Annotated in this window: 9 protein-coding genes; all 9 read left to right on the forward strand. The window is 67.4% G+C overall.

The window, feature by feature from the left end; all coding sequences use genetic code 11:
- The first annotated feature begins 109 nt into the window (after positions 1–109).
- The 9 genes from ngcE to ACFU97_RS41640 all read left to right on the forward strand — a co-directional run bounded on the left by ngcE (position 110) and on the right by ACFU97_RS41640 (position 12,092).
- On the forward strand, positions 110–1,579 hold the full coding sequence (gene ngcE / locus ACFU97_RS41600; protein ID WP_384267271.1) for an N-acetylglucosamine/diacetylchitobiose ABC transporter substrate-binding protein: 1,470 nt from the start codon (positions 110–112) through the stop codon (positions 1,577–1,579).
- Positions 1,580–1,623: 44 nt separating this feature from the next.
- Positions 1,624–2,550, forward strand: coding sequence for a carbohydrate ABC transporter permease (locus ACFU97_RS41605; protein ID WP_384267274.1), 927 nt, complete (start codon positions 1,624–1,626; stop codon positions 2,548–2,550).
- A 3-nt stretch (positions 2,551–2,553) separates the two neighbouring features.
- The gene (locus ACFU97_RS41610) at positions 2,554–3,477 is read left to right on the forward strand and encodes a carbohydrate ABC transporter permease (RefSeq protein ID WP_384267276.1); all 924 of its coding nucleotides are present in this window, start codon (positions 2,554–2,556) and stop codon (positions 3,475–3,477) included.
- Between the two features lie 180 nt (positions 3,478–3,657).
- The gene (locus ACFU97_RS41615; RefSeq protein ID WP_384267278.1) at positions 3,658–4,857 is read left to right on the forward strand and encodes an ROK family transcriptional regulator; all 1,200 of its coding nucleotides are present in this window, start codon (positions 3,658–3,660) and stop codon (positions 4,855–4,857) included.
- A 133-nt stretch (positions 4,858–4,990) separates the two neighbouring features.
- Positions 4,991–6,088 (forward strand): sugar ABC transporter substrate-binding protein, encoded by a 1,098-nt coding sequence (locus ACFU97_RS41620; RefSeq protein WP_384267289.1) that lies wholly within the window; start codon positions 4,991–4,993, stop codon positions 6,086–6,088.
- 184 nt (positions 6,089–6,272) lie between these two features.
- Positions 6,273–7,064 carry an ATP-binding cassette domain-containing protein gene (locus ACFU97_RS41625; RefSeq protein WP_384267281.1) on the forward strand — a complete coding sequence of 264 codons (792 nt, stop codon included), beginning with the start codon at positions 6,273–6,275 and terminating at the stop codon, positions 7,062–7,064.
- Positions 7,061–8,353, forward strand: coding sequence for a sugar ABC transporter permease (locus ACFU97_RS41630; protein ID WP_384267283.1), 1,293 nt, complete (start codon positions 7,061–7,063; stop codon positions 8,351–8,353). Before ACFU97_RS41625 ends, ACFU97_RS41630 begins: the two co-directional genes overlap by 4 nt.
- 169 nt (positions 8,354–8,522) lie before the next feature.
- Entirely contained in the window at positions 8,523–10,451 is a 1,929-nt protein-coding gene (dxs, locus tag ACFU97_RS41635) for a 1-deoxy-D-xylulose-5-phosphate synthase (RefSeq protein ID WP_384267286.1), read from the forward strand.
- Between the two features lie 141 nt (positions 10,452–10,592).
- Positions 10,593–12,092: an amino acid permease gene (locus ACFU97_RS41640; protein WP_384267288.1), complete on the forward strand. Its 1,500-nt coding sequence runs from the start codon at positions 10,593–10,595 to the stop codon at positions 12,090–12,092.
- The last annotated feature ends 116 nt before the right edge of the window (positions 12,093–12,208 follow it).

Here is a 12,208-nt window from a genome sequence, read left to right on the forward strand (position 1 = left end):
ATCCGTACTGCACGACGCGCACGTTCTGCACGACCCTGCTTGACCTGACCGCGGTGCCGGGAAGGATCCGGTTCACCGCCTGAGTCCTGGAGAAGGCGAGGACTTGAGCATGGGATCCACTTCCGCCGAGAACAACGGCGCGGCGACCACCGGCGCACCCGGTGTGGGCCGCCGCGATCTGATCAAGCGGTCCGCCGCGCTCGGCCTGATCTCCGTCCCCACGATGAGCTTCCTGTCGGCCTGTGCCAGCGGTGGCGGCAGCGACAACGGCGACAAGGCCAAGGCGGGCAAGAAGACCGCCAAGAACCCGCTCGGCGTGAACGACACCGCGGGCATGGAGTTCGTCCTCTTCGACGGCGGCTTCGGCAAGGAGTACGCCCAGGACGCCGTCAAGATCTACGAGCAGAACTTCCCCAAGGTCAAGGTGAAGTTCTCCGCCACCCAGAAGATCCAGTCCACGCTCCAGCCCCGCTTCAACCAGGGCACCCCGCCGGACCTGATCGACAACTCCGGCGCCGAGCAGATGGACATGGGCGTCCTGGTCGGCAAGAACCAGCTCGCGGACCTCACCCCGCTGCTGGACGCGGCGTCCTACGACGACCCGAACAAGAAGGTCCGCGACACACTGCGCCCCGGCATCGTCGAGATGGGCCAGTTCGACGGCAACCCCGTCTGGATCATGTACTACGCCTACACGGTCTACGGCGTCTGGTACTCGCAGAAGGCCCTCGACTCGCTCGACGCGGAGTACCCGAAGACCTGGGACGAGATGCTCGCCGTGTGCGAGAAGGCCAAGAAGAAGGGCATGGCGGGCTGGACGTACGCGGGCAAGTACCCGTACTACATCCCCTTCTCGCTCTACCCGATGATCGGCAAGGTCGGCGGCCGCGAGGTCCTGGACGCCATCGACAACCTGGAGCCGAACGCCTGGAAGCACCCGGCCGTCAAGGCCTGCTTCGACGCCTACTACGAGCTCTACAAGAAGGGCTACATCCTCAAGGGCACCCCCGGCCTCGACCACATCCAGTCGCAGACCGCGTGGGCCAAGGGCAAGGCGCTGTTCATCCCGAACGGCTCCTGGGTGGAGAACGAGTCGGCGAACGTCATCCCCTCCGACTTCAACCTCGCGGTCTCCGCGCCCACCGGCATCGACAGCTCCGACAAGATGCCCTTCGGCACCATCTGGGCCTCCGGCGGTGAGCCCTTCATCGTCCCGGCCAAGGCGAAGAACCCCGAGGGCGGCATGGAGCAGCTGCGCATCATGCTCAGCGAGGCGTCCTCGAAGAACTTCACCAGCAAGGTGAAGTCGCTGACGGCGTACAACGGCGGCACCACCGGCATCACCCTGACCCCGGGCCTCAAGTCCGGTGTCGCGGCGCTGGACCTGGCCAAGGACAACGTCCTGAACCCGCGGATCCAGGACTGGTACGTGCAGCTCCAGAAGGAGCAGATTGGTGTGGCGGGCCTCGGCGAGATGATGGCCGGCCGGGCCACTCCGGCCGAGACCATCAAGAAGATCCAGGGTTTCGCCGACGCGGCCGCCAAGGACAGTTCCATCAAGCACTACAAGCACCAGTGAGTGTCCGTCACCAGCGGCAGCGCCCGCCCAGAGGGTAGGTAGGAATGCAGCACGGCAAGTACCGGTTCATCGTGGGGTTCCTGGCGGTTCCCCTCGGGCTGTACGCGCTCTTCGTCGTCTGGCCGTTCATCCAGTCCATCTACTACTCGTTCACGGACTGGACCGGCCTGAGCCCCGAATTCAAGATGGTGGGCTTCGACAACTACAGAAGGATGTTCCACGACGAGATCTTCTGGAAGTCGTTGTGGCACAGCCTGCTGTTCGCGCTGCTGCTGCCGCTGGTGACGATCAGTCTGGCGCTGTTCCTCTCGTTCATGATCAATGTGGGCGGGCGGAACAAGCGCGGCGGGCCGGTCATCTCCGGTGTCCGCGGATCCTCGTTCTACAAGATCGTCTATTTCTTCCCGCAGGTGCTCTCGATCGCGATCGTCGCCCTGCTGTTCGCCTTCGCGTACAACCCGGACAGCGGCGCGATCAACGCGCTGCTGCGCGGCATCGGGCTCGGCAGCATCCAGCCGCTGTGGCTGGGCGACCCGAACCTCGCGCTGTGGTGCGTGATGGCGGTGCTCGTCTGGTCCACGGTCGGCTTCTTCGTGGTCCTCTTCTCCGCCGGAATGGCCTCCATTCCGGCGGACCTCTACGAGGCCGCGCTGCTGGACGGCGCCAACCGCATCTCCACGTTCTTCCGGATCACCCTGCCGCTGCTGTGGGACACCGTGCAGTCCGGCTGGGTGTACATGGGCATCCTCGCCCTGGGCGCCGAGTCGTTCGCGGTCGTACAGATCATGACGACCGGCCCCGGCGGTCCCGACTACTCGACCACCGTCATGGTCCTGTACGTGTACCAGAAGGCGTTCCGTGACGGACAGGCCGCCTACGCGACCACCATCGGCGTCGCCCTGCTCGTCGTCACGCTGGCCTTCGCGGCGATCGTGATGCGTCTCGGCCGGCGCGAGCGGCTGGAGTACTGATCAATGAAGACGACCGAGACCCCCGCCCCCGTGCCGGCCGAGTCCGGCGCCACCGTCAGCAAGGTCGACACGCCGGCCCGCCCGCAGCCGAAGCCGAAGAAGGAGGGGAAGGTCCTCAACGTCTTCTCCCACGGCTTCCTCGTGCTGTGGGCGTTCATGGTCGTCATGCCGCTGCTGTGGGCCGTGATGACGTCCTTCAAGGACGACAGCGCCATCTTCTCCTCGCCCTGGTCGCTGCCCGACAAGCTGCACTTCGACAACTGGGCGCGGGCCTGGACCGACGCCAACATGAGCGACTACTTCCTCAACACCATCCTGGTGGTGGGCGGTTCGCTGATCGGCACCCTGGTGCTCGGCTCGATGGCGGCGTACGTGCTGGCCCGCTTCGACTTCCCGGGCAACCGCTTCATCTACTTCCTCTTCATCGGCGGCATGAGCTTCCCGATCATGCTGGCGCTGGTCCCGTTGTTCTACGTCGTGAACAACATGGGCCTGCTGAACTCCATCCACGGGCTGATCCTGGTCTACATCGCCTACTCGCTGCCGTTCACGGTGTTCTTCCTGCACGCCTTCTTCCGGACCCTGCCGACCTCGGTCGCCGAGGCGGCCTTCGTCGACGGGGCCTCGCACAGCCGGACGTTCTTCCAGATCATGCTGCCGATGGCCAAGCCCGGCCTGATCAGCGTCGGGATCTTCAACTTCCTCGGGCAGTGGAACCAGTACATGCTGCCGACGGTGCTCAACACCGACCCGGACAAACGGGTGCTGACACAGGGCCTGGTGCAGCTCGCCGCGAGCCAGGGCTACAAGGGCGACTGGTCCGGCCTCTTCGCCGGCCTGGTGATGGCCATGCTGCCCGTGCTGGCGGCCTACATCATCTTCCAGCGCCAGGTGGTCCAGGGACTGACCGCGGGGGCGCTCAAGTAGTCCTCCGACGTCTCGCGAACGCGCCGCCTCCGGTACGGGGGCGGCGCGCCTTGGTGTGTACAAGAACCCGGATGCGGTTCAACCTCTTGACGGGAGGCGACCCGAACGGCTCAGCTTAGAGTTCACTAGTTGGACATAGTCGGGGCCTCATCGAAGCGGTCCCGCGCGCAGGAGGTCGTCGTGGAGACTCCCGGGTCGCAGTCGTCACTGCACCGAGCCAACCTGGAGAGGGTCGTACGTGCCGTGCGGCTCGCCGGGTCGCTCACGCAGGCGGAGATCGCGAGGACCACGGGGCTGTCGGCGGCGACGGTCTCCAACATCGTCCGCGAGCTCAAGGACGGCGGAACGGTCGAGGTCACACCCACCTCGGCGGGCGGCCGCAGGGCCCGCAGCGTCTCGCTGAGCGGGGACGCCGGCATCGTCATCGGGGTCGACTTCGGGCATACGCATCTGCGGGTCGCGGTCGGCAACCTCGCCCACCAGGTGCTGGCCGAGGAGTCCGAGCCGCTGGACGTGGACGCCTCCTCGGCGCAGGGCTTCGACCGGGCGGAAGAGCTGGTCAATCGCCTGATCGCAGCAACGGGCGTCGACCGCTCCAAGATCGCCGGGGTGGGCCTCGGCGTCCCCGGCCCCATCGACGTCGAGTCCGGCACCCTGGGCTCCACCGCGATCCTGCCGGGCTGGACCGGCACCAGGCCCGCCGAGGAGCTGCGGGGGCGGCTCGGCGTGCCTGTGCACGTGGACAACGACGCCAACCTCGGCGCCCTCGGAGAGCTGGTCTGGGGCAGTGGCCGGGGGGTCAAGGACCTGGCGTACATCAAGGTCGCGAGCGGTGTAGGCGCCGGTCTCGTGATCAACGGGAAGATCTACCGGGGTCCCGGCGGCACGGCCGGTGAAATCGGACATATTACACTCGACGAATCCGGTCCCGTCTGCCGCTGCGGAAACCGCGGATGCCTGGAAACCTTTGCCGCAGCGCGCTATGTGCTTCCGTTGCTCCAGTCGAGCCACGGCACCGACCTGACCATGGAAGGCGTCGTACGGCTGGCCAGGGACGGAGACCCGGGCTGCCGTCGGGTGATCGCCGACGTCGGCCGTCACATCGGCAGTGGAGTCGCCAATCTCTGCAATCTGCTGAACCCGAGCCGTGTGGTCCTCGGCGGTGATCTCGCCGAGGCCGGTGAGCTGGTGCTCGGGCCGATCAGGGAGTCCGTCGGCCGCTACGCCATTCCCAGCGCGGCGCGCCAACTGTCCGTTCTCCCGGGGGCACTTGGGGGCCGTGCGGAGGTGCTCGGAGCGCTCGCTCTCGCGCTCAGCGAGATGGGTGATTCGACCCTTTTGGACGGCTCGCTGTCAGCAGCGACCCCTGTCTTCACTTAGAGAACGGATGGCACCGTTGCCATCTCGTTAAGGATTTACTTCTTGACGTCGCACGCGTGGCCGAGTTGACTTCCAGCCACCTCGGCCGCAGTGTCGCGGCCTCGTCAGGGAGGTTTCTGAAGTGAACACGCGTATGCGTCGTGCCGCGTTTGCCGTTGCCGCGGGTGCGATGGCCGTTTCCCTCGCCGCTTGTGGAAGCGCGAAGGAGTCCGGCGGTGGTTCCTCCTCGTCGTCCGCCAAGAAGGGCGACAACATCAAGGTCGGTCTGCTCCTCCCGGAGAACCAGACGGCCCGCTACGAGAAGTTCGACAAGCCCCTGATCGAGAAGAAGATCAAGGAGCTCACGAACGACAAGGCGACGCTGGTGTACGCCAACGCCAAGCAGGACGCCAGCACGCAGAACCAGCAGGTCGACACGATGATCACCAACAAGGTGGACGTCCTCATCGTGGACGCGGTGGACTCCGCGGCGATCAAGAACTCGGTGCAGAAGGCCCACGACGCCGGCATCCCGGTCGTCGCCTACGACCGTCTGGCGCAGGGCCCCATCGACGCGTACACCTCGTTCGACAACGAGACCGTCGGCAAGACCCAGGGCGAGGCCCTCCTCAAGGCCCTCGGCTCCAAGGCCAAGTCCGGCAAGATCGTCATGATGAACGGGTCCTCCACCGACCCGAACGCCGCCCAGTTCAAGAAGGGCGCCCTCGAGGTCCTCCAGGGCAAGGTGAACATCGGCAAGTCCTACGACACCAAGGACTGGAAGCCGGAGAACGCCAACGCCAACATGGAGGGCGCGATCTCCGCGATCGGCAAGAAGAACCTCATCGGCGTCTACTCCGCCAACGACGGCATGGCCGGCGGTATCATCACCGCCCTCAAGGCCGCCGGCATCTCCAACATCCCGGTCACCGGCCAGGACGCGGAGCTCGCGGGTGTCCAGCGCATCGTCGCCGGCACGCAGTACATGAGCGTCTACAAGCCCTACGCGCCGGAGGCCGACGCCGCCGCCGAGATGGCCGTGAACCTGGCCCAGGGCAAGTCGCTCGACTCGGTCGCCAAGGACAAGGTCGACAGCCCGACCACCAAGCAGGTCCCGTCCGTCCTGGTCGCGGTCCAGTCGCTGACCAAGGACAACATCCAGGACACCGTCATCAAGGACGGCGTCTACACGGTGGCCGACATCTGCACGGCCCAGTACAAGGCCGCCTGCGACAAGATCGGTCTGAAGTAAGCAGCGGCGCGTCCCTTCCCAGGTAGGGGAATTCGCTCTTGAATTCCCCTACGGGACGCCCGCCCCGAAGGCTCCTCCGGCGCCCCGCGCATCAAACAGCCCCGCAAGCTCGTCGCGGGGCGCCGGACGGATCAGCCCCCCAAACTTTCTGCACAACCTCCCGCCGGGTCAGGCGGCGAAGGAGATGGTTCACGTGTCCGCTACGCCCGTGCTGGCGTTGCGCGGGGTCTCCAAGCGATTCGGTGCCGTTCAGGCGCTCACCGACGTAGAGCTTGAGGTCCACGCCGGTGAGGTGGTCGCCCTGGTCGGCGACAACGGAGCCGGAAAGTCCACGCTGGTCAAGACGATCGCCGGCGTGCATCCCATCGATGAGGGCGTCATCGAGTGGGAAGGCAGGTCGGTCAACATCAACCGGCCCCACGACGCCCAGCACCTGGGCATCGCGACGGTGTACCAGGACCTCGCGCTGTGCGACAACATCGACGTCGTCGGCAACCTGTACCTGGGCCGTGAGGTCCGCAAGTACGGCGTGCTGGACGAGGTCGAGATGGAGCGCCGCTCGCGCGAGCTGCTGGACCAGCTGTCGATCCGCATCCCCAGCGTCCGCATCCCGATCGCCTCGCTCTCCGGCGGTCAGCGCCAGACCGTGGCCATCGCCCGCTCCATGCTCGGCGAGCCCAAGCTGGTCATCCTCGACGAGCCCACCGCCGCTCTGGGCGTCGAGCAGACCGCCCAGGTCCTCGACCTGGTCGAGCGGCTGCGCGAGCGCAACCACGCCGTGATCCTGATCAGCCACAACATGGCTGACGTGAAGGCTGTCGCCGACAAGGTGGCGGTACTGCGTCTGGGTCGCAACAACGGCGTCTTCGAGGTCAAGTCGACCTCGCAGGAAGAGATCATCTCCGCCATCACCGGTGCCACGGACAACGCCGTGACCCGTCGTGCGGCGCGCACCACTGGGGAGATCAAGAAGTGAGCATCGACAAGACCTCCACGCCTCCCGACGACCACGTGGTGGAGAACCCCGAGGCCGCGACCGGAGCGGCCACCGTCGTCGACCCCCGGCTGCTGGTCCGCGAGCAGGGCTTCGCGGGCTACATCACCGAGTTCAAGCGCAAGATGAAGGCCGGCGACCTGGGTTCCATCCCGGTCGTCATCGGTCTGGCGATCATCTGGATCATCTTCCAGAGCCTGAACTCCAACTTCCTCACCGCGAACAACCTCTCCGACATCTCCATCGCGATGGTCGGTACGGGCATGATCGCGGTCGGCATCGTCTTCGTGCTGCTGCTCGGTGAGATCGACCTGTCGGTCGGCTCGGTCTCCGGTGTCGCGGGTGCCTCGTTCGCCGTGCTGAACATCAACCACGGCATGAACGAGTGGCTGGCCTTCGTGCTGGCCATCCTCACCGGCACCGTCGCCGGCGCGATCCACGGCTTCGTCTTCGCGAAGATCGGTGTGCCCGCGTTCGCGGTCACCCTGGCCGGCCTGCTGTTCTGGAACGGCTTCATGCTGCAGATCCTGGGCAGCAACGGCACGATCAACCTGAACAGCGACGGCATGGTCGCCAAGCTGACCACGTACTACTTCTCGGACGTGGCCGCCGCGTACACCCTCGCCATCGTGGTGACCGCGCTGTACTTCCTCAGCTCCTTCTACGGCAACCGCCGCCGCGAGGCCGCCGGCGTGCCGTCGAGGCCGCTGAGCGAAACCATCCTGCGCACGGTGCTGCTCGGCGTCCTCTCGATCGCCGTGGCCATCGTCTACAACCAGTACAAGGGCCTGCCGCTGGCCGTCGTGATCTTCATCGGCACCCTGCTGATCACGGACTTCGTGCTGCGCCGCACCCCGTACGGCCGCAAGATCTTCGCGCTCGGCGGCAGCGTCGAGGCCTCCCGGCGTGCCGGTATCAACGTGGAGATGATCCGGATCTCGGTCTTCGCGATCTCCGGCACCTTCGCCGCGATCGGCGGTCTGTTCATCGCCTCGAAGATCGCCTCCGCCAACCAGGGCGCCGGCGCCGGCGACCTGCTGATGAACGCGATCGCCGCGGCGGTCATCGGCGGTACGTCCCTGTTCGGCGGCCGCGGCCGCACCTGGAACGCGCTGCTCGGTGTGCTGGTCATCGTCTCGATCCAGTACGGCCTGGCCCTGGAGGGCATCGCCTCCCCGGTCCAGTACATGATCACCGGTGGCGTTCTGCTGGCGACCGTCGTCATCGACGCGATCACCCGCAAGACGCAGAAGACGGCCGGTCGCGCATAACGCGTGGAGAGCGCTGTATCGCCGTAGGGGCGCGGGTGTCCTGCGTGTGCCGGTCCGTCGTGGCCGGTCGCGCGGTTCCCCGCGCCCCTTGGCACGTGCCCCGTGGGGGAACATTAGACTCGGGTGAGCCCGGCGAAAGCTCGATCAGCTCTACTGCAAGGAGGCACGGGTGCCGCTGCTGACCCGCATCAGGGGACCGCGCGATCTGGACCGGCTCAGCCTGGAGGAGCTGGACCAGCTGGCGGAGGAGATCCGCAGCTTCCTCGTCGACGCGGTCTCCAAGACCGGCGGCCACCTCGGCCCGAACCTCGGTGTGGTGGAGCTGACCATCGCCCTGCACCGCGTCTTCGAATCCCCCAGGGACAGGGTGCTGTGGGACACGGGCCACCAGTCCTACGTCCACAAGCTGCTCACCGGCCGCCAGGACTTCTCCCGGCTGAAGAAGAAGGGCGGCCTGTCCGGCTACCCCTCGCAGGCCGAGTCCGAGCACGACGTCATCGAGAACAGCCACGCCTCCACGGTGCTGGGCTGGGCCGACGGCCTCGCCAAGGCCAACCAGATCCTGGAGCGCGACGACCACGTGGTCGCCGTGATCGGTGACGGCGCCCTGACCGGCGGCATGGCCTGGGAGGCGCTCAACAACATCGCGGACGCCAAGGACCGGCCCCTCGTCATCGTCGTCAACGACAACGAGCGGTCGTACGCGCCGACCATCGGCGGCCTCGCCAACCACCTCGCGACCCTGCGCACGACGGACGGCTACGAGCGCTTCCTGGCCCGGGGGAAGGACCTGCTGGAGCGCACCCCGGTCGTCGGCAGGCCCCTCTACGAGACACTGCACGGGGCCAAGAAGGGCCTCAAGGACTTCATCGCGCCGCAGGGCATGTTCGAGGACCTCGGGCTCAAGTACGTCGGCCCCATCGACGGCCACGACATCGAGGCCCTGGAGTCGGCCCTCGCGCGCGCCAAGCGGTTCGGCGGGCCCGTGATCGTCCACTGCCTCACCGAGAAGGGCCGCGGCTACCAGCCCGCCCTCCAGGACGAGGCCGACCGCTTCCACGGCATCGGCCCCATCCACCCCGACACCGGCCTGCCCATCAAGGCCTCGGGCGCCGACTGGACCTCCGTCTTCGGCGACGAGATGGTCAAGCTCGGCAAGGAGCGCAAGGACATCGTCGCGATCACCGCGGCCATGCTCCAGCCTGTCGGCCTGAAGAAGTTCGCGGACACCTTCCCCGAGCGGATCTACGACGTCGGCATCGCCGAGCAGCACGGCGCCGTCTCGGCCGCGGGCCTCGCCACCGGCGGCCTGCACCCCGTCTTCGCCGTCTACGCCACCTTCCTCAACCGCGCCTTCGACCAGGTCCTGATGGACGTCGCGCTGCACAGGTGCGGCGTGACCTTCGTGCTGGACCGGGCCGGCGTCACCGGCACCGACGGCCCCTCCCACAACGGCATGTGGGACATGTCGATCCTCCAGGTCGTGCCCGGCCTCAGGCTCGCCGCGCCGCGCGACGCCGACCAGGTCCGCGCCCAGCTGCGCGAGGCCGTCGAGGTGAAGGACGCGCCGACCGTGGTGCGCTTCTCCAAGGGCGCGGTCGGCCCCGCCGTCCCCGCCGTCGGACGCGTCGGCGGCATGGACGTACTGCGCGAGCCGGGCACCAAGACGCCCGACGTGCTGCTCGTCTCCGTCGGCGCGCTGGCCCCGATGTGCCTGGAGATCGCCGGCCTGCTCGACAAGCAGGGCATCACCACCACCGTCGTCGACCCGCGCTGGGTCAAGCCCGTCGACGAGGCCATGGCGCCGCTGGCGGAGCGCCACCGCGTCGTCGTCACCGTCGAGGACAACTCGCGTGTCGGCGGTGTCGGTTCCGCGATCGCGCAGGCCCTGCGGGACGCGGGTGTCGACGTGCCGCTGCGCGACTTCGGCATCCCGCCGCGCTTCCTCGACCACGCCGCCCGCGCCGAGGTGATGGCGGAGATCGGGCTCACCGCCCCCGACATCGCCCGCCAGGTCACCGGCCTCGTCTCCAAGCTGGACGGCCGCTTCGACCGTACGGCCGCCGGGGTGGACTCGGTGGAGCCCGCGCGCGACTAGACCAGGCGCCGTCACGGGCCGGTTTCCCCACTCCTACAGGTGGCGGAACCGGCCCGTTTGCGTGAACCTGCCTTTGCCGGGGCATACGCACACCCGGCCCTCTCGATCATGTCGAGGACGACAAACGTGGGAGGTAGGTACGTGAGCAGCACGCTCTTCAGGACGAAGAACATCGAACAGTCCATCCAGGACACCGAAGAACCGGAACACGCGCTCAGGAAGTCACTGTCGGCCCTCGATCTGACGGTGTTCGGCGTCGGTGTCATCATCGGCACCGGCATCTTCGTCCTGACCGGCACGGCGGCGAAGAACACCGCAGGCCCCGCCGTGTCCCTGTCCTTCGTCGTCGCCGGCGTCGTGTGCGGACTCGCCGCCCTGTGCTACGCCGAGTTCGCCTCCACGGTCCCGGTGGCGGGCTCCGCGTACACCTTCTCGTACGCCTCCCTCGGCGAGTTCCCGGCCTGGATCATCGGCTGGGACCTGGTGCTGGAACTGGCGCTGGGCACGGCGGTGGTGGCCGTCGGCTGGTCCGGCTACATCCACTCGCTGCTCGACAACGCCGGCTGGCATCTGCCCGAGGCGCTGAGCGGCCGGGACGGCGCGTCCGGCTTCGGCTTCGACATCCTCGCCGCCGCGCTGGTCCTGGTGCTGACCGCCATCCTCGTGGTCGGCATGAAGCTCTCCGCGCGGGTCACCTCGGTCGTCGTCGCGGTCAAGGTGGCCGTCGTCCTCGTCGTCATCATCGCGGGCGCCTTCTTCATCAAGGGCGACAACTACCACCCGTTCGTCCCGCCGCAGCAGTCCGTGGAGGCGGGCGGCAGTCTCAAGGCGCCACTGATCCAGCTGATGTTCGGCTGGGCGCCGTCAAACTTCGGCGTCATGGGCATCTTCACCGCCGCGTCCGTCGTCTTCTTCGCCTTCATCGGCTTCGACGTCGTGGCCACCGCGGCCGAGGAGACCCGCAACCCGCAGCGGGACGTGCCGCGCGGCATCATCGGCTCCCTGATCATCTGCACCACGCTCTACGTCGCCGTGTCGATCGTGGTGACCGGCATGCAGAAGTACAGCAAGCTCTCCGTGGACGCGCCGCTCGCCGACGCCTTCAAGGCCACGGGGCATCCCTGGTTCGCGGGCCTGATCAGCTTCGGCGCGGCCGTCGGCCTGACCACGGTCTGCATGATCCTTCTCCTCGGCCAGTCCCGGGTGTTCTTCGCGATGAGCCGGGACGGGCTGCTGCCGCGGTTCTTCTCGCACACGCACCCCAGGTTCCGCACCCCGTACCGGCCGACGATCCTGCTCGGCGTCATCATCGCGATCGTCGCCGGCTTCACCAGCCTCAGCGAGCTCGCCGAACTGGTGAACATCGGCACGCTCTTCGCCTTCATCGTCGTCGCGATCAGCGTGATCATCCTGCGCCGCAGCCGCCCCGACCTGGAGCGGTCCTTCCGCACCCCGTGGGTTCCGTTCCTGCCGATCGTGTCGGTGCTGGCCTCGCTGTGGCTGATGCTGAACCTGCCCGCCGAGACCTGGCTGCGGTTCGCCATCTGGATGGTCATCGGCCTCGTCGTGTACTTCCTCTACAGCCGCTCCCACAGCCGGCTCGCCCAGTCCCGCCAGGAGACGGCGGCGGCCAAGCGGTAGCCCACGGCCCGCACACCCGCGGGACCCCCCGCCTCCCCCCTTTGGGGGAAGCGGGGGAGCGGGTGTGTGGGGGGTGGGGGTTACGACGGAAACCCCCCGCTCCCCCCACCCCCCCC

The organism is Streptomyces sp. NPDC057616 (genome assembly GCF_042800575.1).
GTDB lineage: Bacteria > Actinomycetota > Actinomycetes > Streptomycetales > Streptomycetaceae > Streptomyces.

Bases quoted from the DNA above. Each gene is read 5' to 3' on its own strand.
- ngcE (WP_384267271.1), top strand. From the start codon at position 110: ATGGGATCCACTTCCGCCGAGAACAACGGCGCGGCGACCACCGGCGCA.
- ACFU97_RS41625 (WP_384267281.1), top strand. From the start codon at position 6,273: ATGGTTCACGTGTCCGCTACGCCCGTGCTGGCGTTGCGCGGGGTCTCC.
- ACFU97_RS41620 (WP_384267289.1), top strand. From the start codon at position 4,991: ATGCGTCGTGCCGCGTTTGCCGTTGCCGCGGGTGCGATGGCCGTTTCC.
- ACFU97_RS41610 (WP_384267276.1), top strand. From the start codon at position 2,554: ATGAAGACGACCGAGACCCCCGCCCCCGTGCCGGCCGAGTCCGGCGCC.
- ACFU97_RS41605 (WP_384267274.1), top strand. From the start codon at position 1,624: ATGCAGCACGGCAAGTACCGGTTCATCGTGGGGTTCCTGGCGGTTCCC.